This window comes from Undibacterium sp. TC9W, assembly GCF_049339865.1.
Taxonomy (GTDB): Bacteria; Pseudomonadota; Gammaproteobacteria; order Burkholderiales; family Burkholderiaceae_D; genus Undibacterium.
The window spans coordinates 13,875-34,629 of sequence record NZ_JBMPPJ010000010.1 but is presented as its reverse complement, the minus strand read 5'-3'; the positions used below and the strand labels follow the sequence as shown (position 1 = coordinate 34,629).

The following is a 20,755-nucleotide window of genomic DNA, read 5'->3' as shown; positions in this document are numbered from 1 at the left end:
GCCACCAATGAATTAACTACAGGCGCCACTACCCTGCGTTTGCCTATGTCGCTACTCAAGACTTGTTGACTGCCGATAGCACTATTCAGACGTATGCATGTATATCAAACTCATCAATCTGCTCAGGATTCATGAACTTTTTCCCGTACTCCAGATACGCGCCTGATTTCAGGAATAAAGCAAACAATTCACCATCAATGTGCTGGTCTCTTTTCATGAAACTCATGATCTTGATGGCTTCTGACAGGGTCTTGCCTTTCTTGTAGGGGCGGTCGGCGGCGGTCAGGGCTTCGAAGATGTCGGCTATTGCCATCATGCGGGCGGGGATGCTCATTTCTTCTGCGTTCAGGCGTTTGGGATAGCCGGTGCCGTCCAATTTTTCATGATGGCCACCGGCGATTTCTGGCACCTTGGCAAGGTGGCGCGGGAAGGGGAGTTTTTCCAGCATCATGATGGTTTGTATCATGTGCTCATTGATCTTGTAGCGTTCTTCTTCTGACAGGGTACCGCGTGCTACCGAGAGGTTATAGACTTCGCCACGGTTGTACAGGTGTTCTGGTACCTTGACCTTGAAGCCCCATGAGTTGTCGGGGGGGATGGTCTCGCGGGGCGAGCGGGCAAAGATGTGTTCTGGTTTATCGCTCAGCAGTTGTTCTTGCACTGGCAAGTTTGGTTCTGTTGTGCGGTTTTTACGTTCTTTTTCCTCGTGTGAAATGCCGATGCGATCAGACAGCGTCCTGAGCCAGTGGCGTCCGGCAATGTCTTGTATGCGGGCGATTTTATCGGGCGCCATGAATTCGCCTCCTTCATTGCATTCGGCGATGAAGGCGAAATCGCTGTCGAGCTGGGTGATGGTGTCGTCCAGTTTTTTCTTGAGTTCTGCGGCATCATTGCCAGTATCATCCTTAGCCACAGCTTGCCAGTAATCAATTTGCGCATCGCGTTTCAAAACCTCGAAGCGCATGCGTATTTCATGGATGCGGTCATACAGGGTTTCGAGCTTGGTGGCTTTGTCGACGATGTATTCGGGCGTGGTGACTTTGCCGCAATCATGCAGCCAGGCGGCGATGTGCAGTTCTTCCCATTCTGTCTCTGTGAGCTGGAAGCCTGCAAACGGGCCTTCGGTTTCCTTGCAAGCAGCCTGCGCCAGTAACTTTGTCAGTACAGGTACGCGCTGGCAATGGCCGCCGGTGTAGGGACTCTTGGCATCAATGGCACTGGCGATCAGTTGTATGAAGGCTTCGAGCAGGGATTTTTGTTCCTGTATCAGGCGCTGGTTTTCTATGGCGACGGCGGCAGCGCCAGACACTGCCTCGGCCATGGCTTGCCTGCCTGGGTCTATGTTTGCATCGTCGATGACCAGGGCGATTGCACCGACTAGTGTGCCACTTCTATCTTTTAAGGGGATGGCAATAAGGGTTGTGGTGTGGTCAGTGGCGGGCAGGGCGCTGAAGTAGCGCGTCAGGTCTGCTGCCTGCAACTGGCAAATGCTGCTACGGGATTTGCAGGCTAGTATGACGGGATGCGTTTCATCTGCCATACTGATGCTGTGTGCATTGGTTTCCAGCACCTGATGATCAGCATAGGCTTGCACCACTTGCATGGCCTTGTCTTGAGGCTGATAGAGGTAGAGGATGCCGGATTTGGCTTCGGTGATTTCTGACATTTCTTTCAGTACCCGCGCCAGCAATTTGTCATAGTTGGTTTCTGATGCGAGGCTGCTGGCGATATCGAGGAAGGAGCGTATGGTGGCCTTCATGCCGCGCATGGAATTGCTGAGGTCGGCAATTTCCTTGATGCGCGACTGTATATTGATAGGGCTCTTGAAATCGAAGCGGGCGATCTTGCTGGCTTCATCATTCAATTGTTTGAGTGGCTTGGATGCCAGGCGCGAGAAGTAAATGGTGACAGCTATGCCTATGATCAGCATCACCAGAAACAACAAGCTGGTTTGTTCGCGCATCCTGATGACATCGGCCAGCAATTCTTCATGCGGGCTGGCGATGAGTATGCGCAAGTCATGGCCGCCGGGGATTTGTATCTTGCCCTGATAGGTCGCCCAGGTTTTATCGATTGCATCCAGTGTCTGGCTGCCGTTGCCGGCGCTGCTGTCGAGTTCACGTATTTTGTTGAGGACGGGAGCATTTTGCTCAGCCAGGGTAGGCATGCCCTGGGTGCCATCCAGTTTGGTGACGATTTGCGGTTTGTAGGCGGGTTGTTTGCCATTTTGCCAGGCCAGCAATTGACCCTTGCTATCTATCAGGGCGATTCTGGTGGACGGGGTGACGTTGCTGTTCCTGATGGTTTCATGGATGGTGGGCATTTCTATGTCTATGCCGACGACAGCATCAGCATCGACAATTTTTTGTGCATAGGTCACGCCTATCTGGCCGGTCGTGAAAAAGTAATAGGGTTCGCTGACATTGGCCTGGCTGGCGTTTTTCATGGCGGTTTCATACCAGCCACGTTGACGTGGGTCATAATTGCGCAGGGGAATTTGCTGACGGCTGATTTCATTGAGCCTTTCATCCAGATACACCTGGTGTTCGACCATCTTGCCGGCATCCGTGCTGGTGCTTTGTACTATCCAGGTGGTCTTTGTCGGTGCCTTGAATACATCTTGCCCACCATTGGATTTGGCATATTGGCGTAGCAGGAAAAATTCGCCACTGGCAAAACCCACATAAGCAGAAGTCGCAGATTTGACGCTGATGATGGCCTTGGCCAGATAGTTAACGTGGGTCAGGCGTTCGTTCAGGTCTTTGCCAGTAATGGGATGTGACTGGGCAAGTATCTCTGTCTGGTTTTTTACCGGCTCATAAATATCTTTGACATTGCTGGCGACTTCATTCCCTATCAGGGCGTAGCTGCTATTGGCTTGCGCCAATATGATCTGGCTCATGCGGCTGAATTGCACTGTGCCCATGGCGATAGCGAAGATTAGGATCAGGCCGGTGAAGAAATAGGAGATGTAAATGTGAAAGTGGACATTTTTCCTGATGCGCATGAAATACCCGCCCGAGTTTATCTGCTACAAGATGAGAGTGTGTTTTTGAAATGCTTTTACGACAATCTCATGGTAGAGCTTTCTTTGTATTAGTGCAATTGAAAACACTACTTGCGCGTTTTGTGACACTGGCGGGCGGTCCAGGTTTATAGGCGTCTTGCCAGGCCGATTGTCTTGTCTATCCATTTCTGCCTTTGTGCTGGCTGGGAATTGATGACCGGTCCCAGGCTCAGTATTCTCACAGGTTTAATGCCACAGAACTCAAGGACAGTGCGCTTCATTTGATGTATGCCCGGCGCACGGTAGTAAAGGCCAAAAAACCAGGGTGGTGTATCCATGGTGATCAGCAAGTGGGCCGAGCGGCCTTTCAACAAGCCTTCAGGAAAGCTTTTTCCGGGATGGTATTTGAAGGCGAAACCTGGGAGCAAGACACGATCCAGGAAGCCTTTCAGCAGCGCAGGCACGCCGCCCCACCAGATGGGAAAGGCGAAGCAAAGGTGCTCGGCCCATAGCAAGGACTCTTGTGCCATTTGCAGATCGGCCTCCAGAGGCTGTATGACTTTATAGCCTTGGTGCAAGATGGGATCAAATATCAGTTGGTCCAGCCTTAATATCTGCACATCATGTCCCGCTGTGCGGGCTGCCTGTACATAGATATCGGCGAGATCAGAACCAAAACTATTGCCGCTGGGATGGCTGGCAATGACTAACACACGCTTTTTTTGCATACTGTATCCAAATTGATGAACCTGGCTACAGTGTGCACCTTGTCCCTAGGGACAGAGTCAAGCTATATCAATCAGCATGCTGATAGACAGGGAAACTGGTGCAGACAGCTTGTTGCGCTGCAAGTTGTGCTTGCAGGCAATCTTGGATTTCTGCCTGCATTTGCAGCAGGCTGGCATCAAGCGCATCAAGCTTTTTAATTTCCGCTTTCACGGCAGCACGCTTATCGTGCAAATGCTGTGCTATCAATGCCCAGTCTGTTTCGCCATGCGCTGTATGAAGCATGGGTGCCAGTTCTGACAGGCGAAAGCCCAGGCTTTGCGCTTGCCTTATCAACTGCACCTGCAAGACATTTCTCTCTGTATAAACCCGGTATTTCCCCAGGCGTTGCACCTGGCCAAGCAAGCCCAGGTTTTCATACAGGCGTATGGCTTTTGCCGAGGCATTTGCCAGGCGCGCGAGTTCTCCTATATACATCCATGCTCCTGTCTCATAAGGGAATTTAGGTATTAATGGGTAAATCGATGTAAAACCTGGTGGCTTGCCCTGGCATGGATTCAAAGCCTATGGTGCCGCCCATTCTTTCTACCAGTTCGCGGGTAATGGCTAGGCCCAGGCCGGTGCCGCCGTTTTGCCTGGTGTCGGAAGAATCTGCCTGGGCAAATTTCTGGAATATTCTGTCGCGGAATTCATGCGGTATGCCCATGCCGTGATCGATGACGCTGATACGTAGCGCAGGCAAGAGCGGCAGTTTGTTCGTGCGCTTTTCTACTTCGATATTGACGACATCATTTTCTGGTGAATACTTGATGGCATTCGACAGCAGATTCGACAAGACTTGCATGAAGCGCTGGGTATCAACCGTGATGTTGACGTCAGGCAGCTGACTTGCCAGACGCAGGCTGACCCCGCGTTGTGTGCCAAAGGTCTGGTTGGCATCGACTGCTTGTTGCAGCAAGTCACGGACCGCTACGGTTTCGAGCCTGAATACCATTTTGCCTGCAGTGAGTTTTTCCATGTCCAGCAGGTCGTTGATGAGAAAGGTCAGGCGCTGGCAATTTTTGTTGGCAACATCAATCATCTGTTTCATGGGTTCAGGATAACTGCCAAACACGCCACCAGAGATCAGGCCCAGCGCGCCTGAGATCGAGGTCAGGGGCGTGCGCAGTTCATGGCTGACCGTGGAAATGAATTCATTCTTGATGGTCTCGGTACGTTTGCGTTCAGTAATATCGCGCATCAGGGCGATGAACAGGGGTTGCCCCAGGCGCGTGACCGTGGATACTGACAAATCCAGTGGGAACAGGCTGCCATCCTGACGACGCGCTTCCACTTCACGTCCTATGCCTATGATGCTTTGTATGCCAGTTTCTGGCGCTTGTGCAGTATTGTCGTCATGCACAGAATAGGGAATGATATGACGTATGCTGCGGCCCAGTAATTCGTCAGCCGCATAATCAAAAATATGAGCGGCGGCATTATTGACACTGAGGATGATTTGCTGCTCATCAAAAGTGATGATGCCATCAAGCACATTGTCGAGCACGGCACTGGTATGGGCGGCTTGATCACGCAAGTCTTCTGCGGCGACTCTTCTTTCGCTAATGTCCTGGAAAGTGCCATAAACGCGAACGCATACCCCCTTTTCAAATTGCGGGAAGCCAGTCACATGGACCCACCTGTCATTACCCCTGGCGGTACGAATGCAAAATTCGCCGTCAAATGACATGTTTTCGCGGATGGCCCGGGCAAATAGCGCGCGAATTTCTTGCTGGCTTTGTGCGCCTGTGTAAAAGGCAATGGCATTATCGACACTGCATTCAAATGCCTCATCTACTTCATGTATCTGGCGGGTTACCTTGCTCCATTGAAGCTTGCGGGAGTTGACTTCAAAGCCCCAGGTGCCTATGCGGGCGGCAGTATTGGATTTTTCCAGTAATTCATAGGCGTGCTCGAGTTCTGCTTCCGCTTCTTTTTGCTTGGTGATGTCGGCATGGCTGCCTGACATGATCAGGGGGTCACCATTCGGCCCCCAACTGACAACGCAGCCTCGGTCATGTATCCATATCCAGTGGCCATCCTTGTGGCGCATGCGGCTTTTCAGGTCAAAATATTCAATTTCTCCCTTGAAGTGCTGTTCTATCATGTCACTGGTCAGCTTCAAATCATCCGGATGACATAATCGAAGCCAGGTATCAACGGTAGTAGGTTCGAGTTCAGCTAGAGTGTAACCCAGCATCTCAGCCCAGCGTTCGTTATAGATGGTTTCGCCGGTCAGGATATTGCATTCCCATGTACCAATATTGGTACCCTTGATGACGTTGATGAGTTGGCGTTCCGTTTCGAACCGGTGTTTTTGAACACGGGCTGCACTGATTAGCTGCCCGAGTGTGCTGAACAGGGGATTGAGGAATTCAACCTCCCGCTGATCATAGGCATCCGGTTTGTTGGCTATGCCAACCAGGGCAATCAATTGACCGTCGTATTGCACAGGTATGCACAAGAAATATTGCAAGGTATCGAAGTGCGCCGGGAATACCTGGTCGAGTGCATCGGCGGCCAAAGCATTGTCGATAACGGGTTGGCCAGACTTCAGTGCCGTGCCATATCTGGATTTTAATTGCATGCAGGCCATATCCCTGGCTGCGGCATCCAGAGTGGTGCTGGAGATACCCGGAGTGGTAGTATTCCAGGCCAGCATCATGCTTTTCAGGGCCGGGTTGCTGACGGTATTATCCTTGACTTCGCAGATAAAACCATAGGCGCTGGTTGTCAGCTTCAAGATTGCTGCGAGCAGTGATTCAAAGCCTTTTTCCTGGTCGGTTTCACGGATGAATAGAGCTTGTGCCATGGCGATGGCATCACTGAGTGCGCGTTGCCTTTGTAATTGCCGGTCCAGCTCCTGTCTTTTCATGACACCGGTAATCCAGTCAGCCAGCAGACGTACAAATTCTGTTTCTACTTCTGAAAACGGGAATGACCTTGGTTCGGTATGCCAGATGCACAGTGCGGCATCATCCCTGGCATTGATATGCAGGCGCAGGCCTATCAGGCATTGTATCTGTGCTGGTATGGCGTTCCTGTACTTGCTTTGTGCCAGGTCTGCTGCATGAATGAGCCCCTTGTGTGCATCTTCTGGCAGTATGCACAGCGGTGCCGAATGTGCAGCCGCCATTTCTGGATGCAGCGAATCCCCGGACTGGCAGACCAGGCGGGCTTTGCCGCCGGCTTGTATTCGGCTGATTTGGCCACAGCTCATGCCGAGATAATCGCAGGCCATGGCAAGGGTTTGTTGCAAGGCTGCTTCAGGGTGTTGGTGCGACAGGGCGGTGATGGCAGTCAGCGATAGCAAGGCATGCAATTGCCTTTGCTGTTCTTCGCGAGCAAATTCACTCTCTACACAATCAGCCAGGTCACGCAGGGCAGCCAGGTCTTCTGCACTAAGTATGCGCGGTTTGGTGTCGATGATGCAGAGGGTACCCAGGCTTTGGCCATTACGTGCACGCAAGGGTGCACCGGCATAAAAGCGGATATTGGGGTCATCGCTGACAAGAGGATTGTCGCTGAAACGCGCATCCTGGCTGGCATCGGCGACATACAGAATATCCGGCTTGAGTATCGCATGTCCGCAGAAAGAAATATCTCGCGCCGTCTCGCTGACATCCAGACCCTGTTTTGACTTGAACCATTGACGGTCGCTATCGATGAGGGAAACCAGAGCAATCGGTGTCTTGAACAAATGGCTCGCCAGCCGCGTCAGCCGGTCAAAACGTTCTTCTGGTGGCGTGTCCAGTATGGCGCAGGCTTGCAGGGTTTGCAGGCGCAATATCTCATCGACAGGAAAATCAGGTGCTTGCATAGTGTCGCTCAATCGCCAGCGTGGTTAGCCAGAGCGTCCAGCCATTTTTGCAGATTATCACCATACAAAGGTTTGCTGGCGAAATAACCTTGCATGGAATCACAACCAAGCTGGCGCAGGCATTCCCGCTCGGCTGCGGTTTCTATGCCCTCGGCAATCACGCTCAGGCCAAGGCCATGGCCCATTTCTATAATCGCCTTGACCAAACCCTGGGTCGCTGGCAGTTGATCTATGTCGATGACAAAGCTACGGTCTATCTTGAGCTCACTTACAGGCAGGCGTTGCAGGTAAGACAGGGAAGAATAGCCTGTACCAAAATCATCAATGGATAAATCCAGACCGATGGCGCGCAGACGGTTCAGCAACTCTATGGTACTGCCCGGGTCTTCCATGATGCCGCTCTCGGTAATCTCGAGCTTCAGCAATTTTGGATTGAGCTCATATTGACGCAACAGTGCGGCTATTTGATCTGGGAAGCTGGCATCACGCAAATCATGGGTGCTGACATTGACGGCAATGGTCTGGCCAGGATATTTGTCTTGCCAGTTTTTGAGCGTGACGATGGCCTGTTCCAGCATCCACATGGTGAGCATGCTGATATAGCCGGTGCGCTCGGCAAACGGAACAAATTCTGCGGGGGAGATAAAACCACGCACTGGATGTTGCCAGCGTACCAGGGCTTCAAAACCATAAGCCTTGCCTGTTGCCAGGTAGAGCTTGGGTTGCAGCCACATTTGCAGTTCTGATTCCCGGACGGCAGAGCGCAAATCAGATAAGAGGCTAAGATGGGTCAGGCGTGAGGCTTCCTGCGCATCGGTATACCAGGCCGATGAACTGGCGCTGCGTTTGGCAGCATACAGGGCAACCTCGGCATTACGTATCAGGGTCATCAAGGGTAGCGGTGTGGCTGTGGTGATGGCAAAACCATACACCAGGCTGACATCGACAGAATGCTGGCCACATTTGACCGGATCGGCCATGGCTGCATCTATGCGCTGATGCAGGTCTTCTACCGCAGCTTTGGAACTGTCATGGCAGAGTACCGCGAAGGCCCCGCCAGCCAGTCTTGCCAGCCAGGGTTTTTGTATGGAGGTATCCTGGCTGATGACGGTTTTAAGACGCAAGGCCACATCTGAGATGACGGTGTCGCCCGTATCAAATCCCAGGGTTTCATTGATGACCTTCAGGCGTGCCAGATCCATGAGGATAAAGCCCTGATATGGCAAGCCCTGGCCTTCATGCGTCTTGAGCAACAGGGTGCGGTTGGGCAGGCCAGTCAGGCTGTCGTAATAAGCCAGGCGCTCAACAGCTTGTTCACGTATGCCTATGGCCTCAGCCATAGTATTCAGGGCTTCACCTACTCGTGCGACTTCTTCTGTCTTGCTGGGAATAAAACGGGTCTGGTAGTCGCCTTTGGCAATTTGCAGTGCGCTGATTTCCAGCCTTGCCAATGGCCTGACTACGCTGCGGGTGGTCAGCCATGCCAGCGCTGCCGCCAGGATGACGCCAAAGACAGACAGCATGGCGACCATGGTGCCGGTTTTTTCTAGTTCCAGTTGCGCTTCTGCCTGATGGGCCTGGATTAATTCCTGCTCACGCTTGAGAAAAATTTTGGACTGTTCGAGCAAGGCATCGAGTGCCGGTTTGACGCGCGTACTAAAGCTGGTTTTGGCCGCATCCTGCCCTTCATCTTCGAGCTGATTGACAGTATCAAGATAATGCTGCTGATAAATTGCGCGCTTTTGCTTGAGCAGTTTGAGGCTGTTCAATTGCCCGTCGTCACTGAGGCTGCCTTCTAGATCGCTGATGAACTGATCTATGCGGCGGTTTTTTTCATCGACGATGGTGTATTCAGGTACCCGTTGTTCATAAGGAACTGTCAGGAATTGCAATAAGGCTCTGCCGACGTTTTCTGTCGCTACGCTGAGTTCTTGCACATACAGGAGACTTCGCACCTCTTTGCGGGCAAATTGCTCATTGCGCGCAGTCATGTTGCGGATTTGTGAAATTGGCAACAGCAAGACAATGCTGAACAGTATCAGCAACAAAGCATAGCTCAATGCCAGCCGCATGCCTATACGGCGCAAGCGCAGGAGCTGGATCAGGCGATGAAAGCTGTTCGACATAAATATGGCCGCTTATGTTCTTGGTCCGGTACAAAAGGCGCTTTTTGCCGCGTGCAAAAAGCCACAGGCACACAAGGGCCCGCCACTACAGGCTTATGTTAATGCACTATTAACAGCGAGGGCAATACTATTGTGCAGAGATCAGCGGGCGATTAGTATATACAACATCAAGACATTGGCGACGATGGACAATACTGCCAGCATGCGCCAGGTGGCCAGCGGGTCGCGCTGGGCCAGGGGTTTGGCTTGCGGGGCGGGCAGGGGATGGGCGGCACCACGTTCCAGTGCCAGTAAAAATTCTTCTGCGGTTTCAAAACGTTCAGCCTCGTCACGTGCCACGGCTTTGAGCAAGACGTTTTCCAGCCAGTGTGGCAAATCCGGGCGGTAGCGCCCCGGCGACGCAGGCTCAGCAAATTTGGGGCGCTGGAAAGGTTCGATTTCGCCATACGGATAGTGGCGTGTCAGCAAATAGTAAAGTGTGACGCCGGTGGCATACAGATCAGTGGCGCGGGATGGTGCTGCACCCTGGAATTGTTCAGGTGCCAAAAATGAAGGTGTGCCTGCCATGATATGACTGGCATTGCCCTGGCCATCCCGGCTGTCAAAGCCGGATTGTGCGACACCAAGGTCAAGAATGCGGATTTCATCATCATCCCCCAGATGCACATTGGCGGGCTTGATATCCCTGTGCAGAATGCTGCGTCTGTGCAGCGCACCGATGGCGCGTACCAGCTTGCCACCATAAGCGACTGCTTCTGGGATGGTGAAATGCTGCCCGGCTTCCAGCCTTTGTTGCAGGGATGCACCGGCATGCCAGGTTGAGAGATAGTACAGGTAGTTTCTTTGATCGGGTGTTATGACCTGAGGGAAAAAACGTGCTACCACGCGCTTGGCCAGCCATGCTTCATGCGCAAAGGCTGAGCGCTCCTGCGCATCATTGGCCTTGTCAGGATGCAGGGTTTTTAACACCAGTTGCCGGTGATGAGAGGTGTCGCTGACGCGATATAGTATCGTCGTCAGCGAGGTATGCATGACTTCTTCTATCGCATAACCATCAAGGGTCTGGCCGGGTTTCATGCGTGGTGGTACTGGCAGGGCGTGCAGCTCGCTGATGGCATCGCGCAACTCACCTTCTGGCAAGCTGTCTATGCGTGCTATCACCGCACTGCAGTTGTCTTGCGACCCCGCTTTCAATGCGGCTGCGCATAGTGCTTCGCAGACTGCTTCACTGTCCAACTTATCGGTGCTGACCTGCTTCAAAAAATCTGTCAGATCATATTCTGTCAGACTGGCCCAGATGCCATCACAAGCCAGCAAAAAGACATCATTGACACGCAGCTCACCCATGCCATGATCGATGACGAGGTGGTTGTCCAGGCCGATGGCACGGGTCAGCACATGTTGCATCTCTGGTCTGTCCCAGACATGATCCTGGGTCAGTTTTTGCAAGGCACCGTCACGCAACAGGTAACAGCGGGTGTCGCCCACGTGGGCGCTGTAATACATGCGTCCGCGCAAGACCAGTGAGGTCATGGTAGTGGCCATGCCTGCCAGCTCACGGCGGACTGAGCCTTGCTGCTGTACCCAGCTATTCATGGCGACCAGCACCTTATCGAGTGCTGTTGTTACCTCCCAGGTGTCAGGCGTGGCATAGTAATCGGTCAGCAGGCCACGTACTACATATTCAGCCGCTTCGCGCCCGCCTTCATTGCCAGAGACGCCATCTGCTACTGCCAATACCATGCCTTTGCAGGACAGCTCGGGTTCGCCTGGCGTGACCATGCCGACAAAGTCTTCATTACGCGGGCGTATGCCAGCGACGCTGTGATGTCCTGTGCTGACTGTCAGTGGCATGTTTGTGTATTTTGTGTATTTTGTGTATTTTGTGTATTCAGATTTTTGCAGTAGTCATGGCGGCAGAGCCCCAGGTCGTGCGCCAGCGTTTCTTGACCAATGATAAACCCAGCAAGGCGATGATGGCGAGGCTGGCGAAAATCGACAGGCCTATTTGATAACTGCCGGTGATCTGGCGTGAATAACCCATGCTGGCCGCCAGATAAAAACCACCTATGCCACCAGCCATGCCCACCAGGCCAGTCATGACACCCATCTCTTTACGAAAGCGCTGCGGCACCAGCTGGAATACCGCACCATTGCCGGTGCCCAAGGCCAGCATGGCAACCACGAATACACATACTGCAGCAGCCGCAGATTGCAAACCGATGGATGCAATGAAAAGGAAGGCAGAAGCGACGGTGTACATGACAGACAGGGTTTTGATGCCACCTATGCGGTCAGCAATACGGCCACCCATGGGGCGCACCAGAGAACCGGCAAACACGCAGGCAGCAGTGAAGTAACCGGCTGTGATTGGCGTTAAACCATATTGCGTATTGAAATAAATCGTCAGGGAAGATGCCAGGCCAGAGAAACCACCAAAGGTGACGCTGTAAAAGAACATGAACCACCAGGCGTCTTTGTCTTTCAGCACGGCCAGGTATTCAGTCAGGGATTTGCTAGGCGCATCACCTGGCGCATCCTTGGCAAAAATCAGGTAAACCGCCAAAGCGATGAACAAGGGTATCAGCGCCAGGCCAAACACATTTTGCCAGCCAAAGGCAATTGCCAGTGCTGGTGCAAACAGGGCGGCAAAGGCGGTGCCGGAATTGCCTGCACCCGCTATCCCCAAAGCAGTGCCCTGGTGCTCAGGCGGATACCAGCGCGATGCCAGCGGCAATGCCACGGCAAAGGCAGAACCTGCGACGCCCAGGATCACGCCGAGGAACAGCAGTTGTTCATAAGTGTGCAAATTCCCCAGCCATGCCCAGCATAATCCTGCCAGTACGACGACCTGCCCTATCAAACCGGCTTTCTTGGGTTTCAGATGATCGACCAGCACACCCATGACGATGCGCAGCAGGGCACCGGCCAATAAGGGGGTAGCGACGATCAGGCCTTTTTGCGCAGCGGTCAGGCCCAGGTCCTTGGAAATCTGGATGGCGAGTGGCCCCAGCAATACCCAGACCATGAAACTCAGGTCGAAATAAAAGAAGGATGCCAATAAGGTGGGCGTGTGCCCGGCTTTCCAGAAGGAAGTTTTTTGCATGATCGCTCCAATAGTGAACACGCATGCCACTTGCAAGGGACGTGCCATCAAAATGTGCAGATGATTCGCGTATTTCATGATTGAAAACAAAACTTTCTGCGCAAAAACTGTGCGTGCTCTGAATTAAATGGTGCAATGCACCGGAATGGCTGGGTTTTGTATGAGTGCCGCGAGAATTTCGGGTGCATGCTTCAATAAGTGGCATTGCTTTTGCTGCCAACAGAGGAATCCTCCGTTTTTCTTGGTGAAAACCATATTAATGCGCAGTTAAATTGGTGCAGGCTTATAAAAACAGTCTGGCTTTCCCTCAGATAAAAATGAACTGGCATTGCTCTTGCTTAGAGTCTGGGGAGACAAGCAAAGGAGCAGCCATGAAGAAACTTAAGCTAGTGATGGTAGGGAATGGTATGGCAGGTGTGCGTACCCTGGAAGAATTAATCAAGATCGCCCCCGACCTGTATGACATTACCGTATTTGGTGCAGAACCTTATGCCAATTACAACCGTATCCTGCTATCACCAGTACTGGCAGGCGAGCAAACCATCAAAGACATCATGCTTAATGATGTCGACTGGTATGAAGAAAATAATATCACGCTGCACCTCGGAAAAAAAATCACCAAAATCGATCGCCACAAACGTATCGTGATCGCCGAAGACGGTACCCAGACTGAATATGATCGTCTGCTGCTGGCCACTGGCTCTACACCTTTCATGTTGCCGGTTCCAGGCAAGGATCTCAAGGGCGTGATTGCCTACCGCGATATCTACGACACCAACACCATGATAGAAGCGGCAGAAAAGCATACACATGCTGTCGTTATCGGTGGTGGTCTGCTGGGTCTGGAAGCCGCCAATGGTTTGAAAATGCGCGGCATGAGCGTTTCTGTCGTGCATCTGCCAGGCTGGCTCATGGAGCGTCAGCTTGATCCTGTTGCTGGCAAGATGCTGCAAAAATCTCTGGAAGACCGCGGCCTGAACTTCCTGCTCGAAAAAAATACCGAAGCCATCATTGGTGATGATGCTGGTCACGTCAAAGCCATACGCTTTACCGATGGCCTGGAAATCCCTGCGCAACTGATCGTCATGGCAGTTGGCATACGTCCTAATACAGCACTGGCAGAATCTGCTGGCCTGTACTGCAATCGCGGCATCATCGTCAATGACACCATGCAGACTTATGACCCGCGCATTTACTCTGTCGGCGAATGCGTGAATCATCGCGGCACTGTGTACGGTCTGGTCGCACCTCTGTTTGAAATGGCCAAAGTCTGCGCCAATCACCTGGCTAATTTTGGCATAGGCCGTTACCAGGGTTCAGTCACCTCCACCAAACTGAAAGTGACAGGCATAGACCTGTTTTCTGCCGGTGAATTCATGGGTGGTAAAGACACTGAAGAAATCATCTTGTCTGACCCCATAGGCGGCGTCTACAAAAAACTGGTGGTAAAAGACGACAAACTGATTGGTGCCTGCCTGTATGGCGATACCGTCGATGGCAGCTGGTATTTCAAACTGCTGCGCGAAGGCAAGAATATTTCTGAAATCCGCGATTCCCTGATGTTTGGTGAATCAAATACCGGCGACGTTGGTCATGAAGGCCATACCAAGGCTGCCGCCATGCCGGATGAGGCCGAGGTCTGCGGCTGTAATGGCGTCTGCAAGGGCACCATCGTCAAGGCCATCAAGGAAAAAGGTCTGTTCACACTCGATGATGTGCGCAAACATACCAAGGCCTCGGCGTCCTGCGGTTCCTGTACTGGTCTGGTAGAGCAGATCATCATGTTTACTGCTGGTGGTGATTATTCGACTGCATCTAAAGTCAAACCTATGTGCACTTGTACTGATCATAGCCATCAGCAAGTGCGTGATGCCATCAAGGCCAACAAGCTGTTGACGGTCTCTGGCGTGCAGGAATTTATGGAATGGCGCACGCCTAACGGTTGCTCCAGTTGTCGCCCGGCCATCAACTACTATTTGATTTCTACTTGGCCACGTGAAGCCAAGGATGATCCGCAAACACGTTTCATCAATGAGCGTTCGCATGCGAATATCCAGAAGGATGGCACTTACTCCGTCATCCCGCGTATGTGGGGAGGTGAAACCAATGCCAGCGAATTGCGCAGGATTGCTGATGTCGTCGATAAATTCAAGATACCAACAGTCAAGGTCACTGGTGGCCAGCGTATTGACTTGCTGGGTGTGAAGAAAGAGGATTTGCGCGCCGTATGGCAAGACCTGGGCATGCCATCCGGCCTGGCTTATGCCAAGGGTCTGCGTACCGTGAAAACTTGTGTGGGCAGTGAATGGTGCCGTTTCGGTACGCAAAACTCCACCCTCATGGGGCAGCAACTGGAGCGTGAACTGGCACGCATGTATTCGCCACACAAGGTCAAGCTGGCTGTGTCAGGTTGCCCGCGTAATTGTGCTGAGGCAGGTATCAAGGACGTTGGTGTTATCGGCGTTGATTCTGGTTGGGAAATTTATGTAGGCGGTAATGGCGGTATCAAAACCGAAGTTGCGCAATTCCTGGTCAAGTTGAAAACCCATGAAGAAGTCATGGAATATACCGGTGCTTTCTTGCAGTTATATCGTGAAGAAGGTTGGTACCTGGAGCGCACCGTGCATTACCTTGCCCGTGTCGGTCTGGATTATGTGAAGAAAATCATATTGGAAGACCACGAGCGCCGCAAAGACCTGTATCAACGTTTGCTGTTTGCACTGGAAGGCGAGTCTGATCCATGGCATGAACCAGAAAAAGCTCAGGTCGATACGCGTCAGTTTGAACGCTTGCCAGCATAACGCCATTTTTTGAGAGGAAAAAACATGAGTCAGGAATGGCAAGTTATTTGTCGTGTTGAAGATATCCCCGTACTGGGTGCACGCGTGGTTGCACGTGCGGCCAAGCCGGATGTCGCCATCTTCAGAAATACAGAAAACAAGGTCTTTGCTCTGCTGGATAAATGCCCGCACAAAGGCGGTCCTTTGTCACAAGGTATAGTCTTTGGCGAAAGAGTAGCCTGCCCCTTGCATAACTGGAACATAGAATTGCCCACAGGTTGCGCGATTTCTCCAGATGAGGGCTGCACCCAGAAGTTCAGCCTGAAAGTGGATGCAGATCAGGTATATCTGGACGCAAATGAGTTACGCACACTCGCAATAGAGGTATAGAAAAAATGCGCTGCATCACATACTATGCATAGTATGTGATGCAGCGTGCACTTAAAGGCATGTATGACTGAAACCAAATCTACCTGTTGTTATTGCGGCGTTGGTTGCGGTGTAGTAATTGAAAGCGATGGCAGGCAAGTGCTGGGTGTACGTGGCGACACCGAGCATCCAGCTAATTTTGGCCGCCTGTGCAGCAAGGGCAGCACTTTGCATCTGTCTGCAGATGCAAAAATACAGCAACAGGTCAGGGCGCTGTATCCTGAAATGCGCGATCCCACCATGCGTGGAGAGTTGCGACTGCGCAGCGACTGGGATAGCGTCATTGCCAGCATGGCGGGCAAGTTTGCGAACACTATCAAGACGCATGGCCCTGACAGTGTGGCATTTTATATTTCTGGTCAGTTGCTGACGGAAGACTATTATGTCTTCAATAAACTCGCCAAGGGCTTGATAGGCACTAATAACATAGACAGCAACTCGCGCCTGTGCATGTCAAGCGCGGTTGCCGGTTACAAGCAGACCCTGGGTGCGGATGCGCCGCCTGCCTGTTATGAAGATATAGATCTCGCAGAAGTTATTTTTATTGTCGGTTCCAACACGGCTTATGCACATCCGATTTTATATCGGCGCCTGGAACAGGCCAGGGAAAAAAATCCGGCAATCAAAGTTATTGTTGCCGACCCGCGCCGTACCGATACTGCGCGTGAAGCAGATTTGTTCCTGCCTATCTTGCCAGGTACCGATGTTGCCCTGTTCAATGGCATGTTGCATCTGTGCCTGTGGGAAGATTTAATCGATCTGGCCTATATTCAGGAACATACAGAGGGCTTTGCCGAACTCAAGCAAACCGTACGTGATTACACGCCAGCAGCTGTTGCCAGGACCTGCGGCATCAAGGAAGCTGACCTGGTGCAGGCAGCACGCTGGTTTGGCCAGTCCAAAGCCAGCCTGTCGCTGTATTGCCAGGGGCTGAATCAATCATCTGCCGGTACTGCAAAAAATGCTGCCCTGATCAATCTGCATCTGGCTACCCATCAAATCGGCAAACCAGGTGCTGGACCGTTCTCTTTGACTGGCCAGCCCAATGCCATGGGCGGGCGTGAAGTCGGCGGCATGGCCAACCTGATGTCGGGTCACCGCGACCTTGCCAATGCTGAACATCGCGCAGAAATTGCCGCCTACTGGGGAGTAGACCATGTGCCTGCCATACCTGGTAAAACCGCAGTGGAAATGTTTGAAGCAGTCCGGCAGGGTGAGATCAAGATCATCTGGATAGTCTGCACCAATCCCGCGCAATCCATGCCTGAGCAAAACCTGATACGCGAAGCTCTGCAAAAAGCCGAGCTGGTGATCGTGCAGGAAGCCTATGCCAGCACGGCCACCGTGCCTTATGCCGACATACTTTTACCCGCCAGCACCTGGGCCGAGAAAACAGGCACCGTCACCAATTCAGAACGCCGCATATCCCGCGTGCGCCCCGTCATAGCCGCACCTGGTGAAGCCAGGCACGACTGGCAAATCGCCAGTCAGTTTGCCCAGGTACTGGCTCCTTTGCTGTGCAAGTCACCCGTCAACTTCAAGTACGACAGCGACGAACAAGTCTGGAACGAACACCGTGACAGTACCCGTGGTCGCGATCTGGATATCACCGGTTTGTCTTACTCCATACTCGAGAAGCAGGGGCCACAGCAATGGCCTTATCCGGCTGGTGCCAGCACTGGCAAACAGCGCTTGTATGAAGACGGTATCTTCCCTACACCAAATGGCCGCGCACGTTTCGTCAATACTGTATACCAACCTGTCAAGGATGCAGTTGATGCACGCTATCCATTTTCCTTGAATACCGGACGCCTGCGTGATCAGTGGCACGGCATGAGCCGTACCGGCACTGTGGCACAGTTGTTTGCCCACGTGGCAGAACCTGGCCTTTGCATGGAAGCCACAGATATGCAAAGACGCTTTCTGAAAGCGGGAGATCTGGTGCATGTCAGCAGCCGTCGCGGTACTGTCATTTTGCCGGTAGTTGAAAGTGATGAGCAGCGTGCGGGCCAGGTTTTCATCGCCATGCACTGGGGGGAGGAATATGTATCTGGCCGTGGCCATGCCGGCAATGCCAGCTATGGTGTGAATGCCCTTACTTCACCAGCAATCGATCCCAGCTCTAAACAACCTGAACTGAAAGCTGCAGCCGTCAAGATTCTGAAGGCAGAATTACCCTGGCGCTTCGTTGTATTCGCGTGGCTGGATAGCGAAGAAGCCTACAGCGTACAAGCTGCCTTGCGCCCTTATATGCGTGAGTTTGCCTATGCATCCTGCACACCATTTGGCCGTGATAAAGTAGGTGTGATCTTCCGTGCTGCGAATGAAGAAGCGGTGGCAACTGAAGTCCTGGAAAAAATCGAGAACATTTTTGGCATAGTGGGCGCGGACGTCTTGCGCTATGACGACAAGCGCCGCAGTGTTTCGCGCCATATCCTGGTAAAAGAAGGTGGCCTGGCTGCCGTGGCACTGGCGGGGGATGTGTCTGCTGAGAGCTGGCTCAAGGACTTCCTGCAGGAACAAGAACCAGTCGCCAGGTTGGGCCGTCTCCTGCTGATGCCGAGTACAACGGCACCTCAGGGTTTTGCCGCACGTGGAAAAGTGGTTTGCAGTTGCCTGAATGTGACTGATACTGAAATCAATAAGACACTTGCAGGCATGGATGGTTTGCCTGCCGATATTCTGACTGACTTGCAGGGCAAACTCAAATGCGGCACGAATTGTGGCTCTTGCGTGCCGGAACTCAAGAAGATGATTAGTTTTAATATGCAGGAAAAAGTCGCATAAAAACATGATGATAGAAAGAGTCGATCCGGCTTCAGAAGCCGCAGGCAGACTGATTGCCATGTCTGATGCTTACATGGCTGCACTATATCCAGCCGAGAGTAATCACATGCTCAGCGTGGACGCATTGCTGCACGATAATGTGATTTTTCTCGGTTGTTACATGGACGGACAACTGGCTGCCTGTGGTGCTGTCACTATCCTGTTTGATGACGATGAGCAGTTAAGTTATGGTGAAATCAAGCGCGTGTTTGTACCTGATGAATTTCGAGGAAGAGGTTTGTCCAAGCACATCATGCGGGCACTGGAAGATCATTTGCTGGATCAGGATATACGTGTAGTCCGATTGGAAACCGGTATCAGGCAGCCTGAGGCGCTGGGCTTATACTTTCGCCTCGGCTATGCCGAACGGGCTGCTTTTGGTCAATATGAAGAAGACCCCTTGAGCGTCTTCATGGAAAAGATTTTATCTGCCTGAATTCTCAGGCCCTCTGGCCCTCAGGCTGTTTGCCTGCGCAAGCTCAGCAACATCGTCCCGAAGGTAATGAATGCCGCACCAACGACGCGGTTAATCCATTTCACAAAACGCGGCTTGACCAGTACATGCATGGCACGCGCAGCCAGTTGCGCATACATCAGGTGGGTCAGGTAAGACAGGCCCATGAAGATTGCCATCAATGCAAAAAACTGCGGTGCCAAAGCTTCGTCCGGTGTGATGAAATGCGGGAACAAGGCTGTAAAAAACATCAGAGCTTTTGGGTTGGTGGCTGCTGTCAAAAAAGCTTCAGAAAATAATTTGCGCGGACGTGGCCTGCTATCAGCCTGACCGTTTTGCCCATCATGCGTCAATGCGTTGCTTTTCCCAAATAACTGCTTGGCACCGATATAGAACAGGTAAAGTGCACCAATGATCTTGACGGCTGCAAACAGCATGGCAGACGAATTCAGCAAAGCGCCCAAGCCTAAAAATGCGGTAGTAGAAAGGCAAAAGATACCACATACATTGCCAAAGGCTGACCAAATGACCGCGCGTGTGCCATAACTCGCGCCGTTTTTTAAAGACAGCAAGGTGGCTGGACCAGGGCTGAGTATCGCCAGGCTGGCGATGGCAGTAAAGGCAAGAAGGGTTTGGGTTTGCATTTCTGGTTTCCTGTTTAGTGTAAAAGATTCATCGCCTTATGGCATCCGGGCGCCAACGGCCTGGCGCACAGGAATGCCTTCAGGATCAAAGTCCTCAAGGCAATAGACGTTGATACCAAAATTGTCTGGTGTCACGCGTTTGCGGTGAAAAGGATAAATGCCGCAAGTCTTGCAAAAATAATGATGGGCGGTGTTGCTGTGGAACTGGTATTCGCTCAATGATTCTGTACCCGCCAGCAGCTTGAACTTGCTTTCATGTACCTTGACCATCAAGGCATTTTTGCGGCGGCATATTGAGCAGTCGCACATCGTCAGCTCAGGAAAATCCGTCTCAATTTCAAAGTGCACCGCACCACAGTGGCAACTCCCCTGATATTTTTGCATGGGGCGGGAACCGGATATTTGCATTTTTTCTACTCCTGAATCTACTGTGAGTTTATCTTAGAGCATGGCAGGCAATGTGTACCGGTACAATTTCCTGCAAGATACTGTGCTGCCACGGTCTTTTTACCATGCCAATTTTATGAGTATTCGATCAGTCAAGGCGTGAGCAATTATTCAAGCTTGCTGCAAAGCCTTGTCTGCCTGTTTCAGATGTGTCCAAATGTAAGCCATACCTTGGTATCGTTGTAATGATTTGGCAATAGACTTATCATGCCGGGTCTGCGTTGTTCGTCTGTACTGTGGCACTATTTCCCTGTTTATTTTTCAACCATCTCATGCAAGCAATTCTACATACTATGACCGCACATCGATTTCTCAGTACTGGCGGTCAATAACGATGTGGAATTCTATTTT

General features: G+C 52.0%; 13 protein-coding genes. 4 read left to right on the top strand and 9 right to left on the bottom strand.

The window, feature by feature from the left end:
* Positions 1–85: 85 nt before the first annotated feature.
* From ACO0LN_RS15675 to ACO0LN_RS15645, 7 genes are all read right to left on the bottom strand, one after another.
* Positions 86–3,007, bottom strand: a complete 2,922-nt coding sequence (locus ACO0LN_RS15675) for an HD domain-containing phosphohydrolase (RefSeq protein ID WP_422975337.1) — start codon at positions 3,005–3,007, stop codon at positions 86–88.
* Positions 3,008–3,153: 146 nt separating this feature from the next.
* Complete coding sequence (locus tag ACO0LN_RS15670) at positions 3,154–3,735, bottom strand: NAD(P)H-dependent oxidoreductase (protein ID WP_422975335.1); 582 nt, start codon at positions 3,733–3,735, stop codon at positions 3,154–3,156.
* Between the two features lie 67 nt (positions 3,736–3,802).
* A complete protein-coding gene (locus ACO0LN_RS15665; protein ID WP_422975333.1) occupies positions 3,803–4,210 on the bottom strand; it encodes a MerR family transcriptional regulator in 408 nt (135 codons plus the stop codon).
* Between the two features lie 25 nt (positions 4,211–4,235).
* Positions 4,236–7,592 (bottom strand): PAS domain S-box protein, encoded by a 3,357-nt coding sequence (locus tag ACO0LN_RS15660; protein ID WP_422975331.1) that lies wholly within the window; start codon positions 7,590–7,592, stop codon positions 4,236–4,238.
* Between the two features lie 8 nt (positions 7,593–7,600).
* On the bottom strand, positions 7,601–9,718 hold the full coding sequence (locus ACO0LN_RS15655; protein ID WP_422975329.1) for an EAL domain-containing protein: 2,118 nt from the start codon (positions 9,716–9,718) through the stop codon (positions 7,601–7,603).
* Between the two features lie 141 nt (positions 9,719–9,859).
* Positions 9,860–11,572: a protein kinase domain-containing protein gene (locus ACO0LN_RS15650; RefSeq protein WP_422975327.1), complete on the bottom strand. Its 1,713-nt coding sequence runs from the start codon at positions 11,570–11,572 to the stop codon at positions 9,860–9,862.
* Between the two features lie 37 nt (positions 11,573–11,609).
* Entirely contained in the window at positions 11,610–12,824 is a 1,215-nt protein-coding gene (locus ACO0LN_RS15645) for a nitrate/nitrite transporter (RefSeq protein ID WP_422975324.1), read from the bottom strand.
* A gap of 371 nt (positions 12,825–13,195) precedes the next feature.
* On the opposite strand from ACO0LN_RS15645, the gene nirB reads away from it, so the two are divergent.
* The 4 genes from nirB (at position 13,196) to ACO0LN_RS15625 (ending at position 19,295) form a co-directional block, all read left to right on the top strand.
* Positions 13,196–15,625, top strand: coding sequence for a nitrite reductase large subunit NirB (gene nirB, locus ACO0LN_RS15640; RefSeq protein WP_422975322.1), 2,430 nt, complete (start codon positions 13,196–13,198; stop codon positions 15,623–15,625).
* Between the two features lie 24 nt (positions 15,626–15,649).
* Entirely contained in the window at positions 15,650–15,994 is a 345-nt protein-coding gene (gene nirD / locus ACO0LN_RS15635; RefSeq protein ID WP_422975320.1) for a nitrite reductase small subunit NirD, read from the top strand.
* 63 nt (positions 15,995–16,057) lie between these two features.
* A complete protein-coding gene (locus ACO0LN_RS15630) occupies positions 16,058–18,820 on the top strand; it encodes a molybdopterin-dependent oxidoreductase (protein WP_422975318.1) in 2,763 nt (920 codons plus the stop codon).
* A 4-nt stretch (positions 18,821–18,824) separates the two neighbouring features.
* On the top strand, positions 18,825–19,295 hold the full coding sequence (locus tag ACO0LN_RS15625) for a GNAT family N-acetyltransferase (RefSeq protein ID WP_422975316.1): 471 nt from the start codon (positions 18,825–18,827) through the stop codon (positions 19,293–19,295).
* Positions 19,296–19,315: 20 nt separating this feature from the next.
* Here ACO0LN_RS15625 and ACO0LN_RS15620 read toward each other — a convergent pair whose 3' ends face one another.
* Positions 19,316–19,957: a LysE family translocator gene (locus ACO0LN_RS15620; RefSeq protein ID WP_422975314.1), complete on the bottom strand. Its 642-nt coding sequence runs from the start codon at positions 19,955–19,957 to the stop codon at positions 19,316–19,318.
* Between the two features lie 36 nt (positions 19,958–19,993).
* The gene (locus ACO0LN_RS15615) at positions 19,994–20,365 is read right to left on the bottom strand and encodes a GFA family protein (RefSeq protein WP_422975312.1); all 372 of its coding nucleotides are present in this window, start codon (positions 20,363–20,365) and stop codon (positions 19,994–19,996) included.
* Positions 20,366–20,755: the final 390 nt, after the last annotated feature.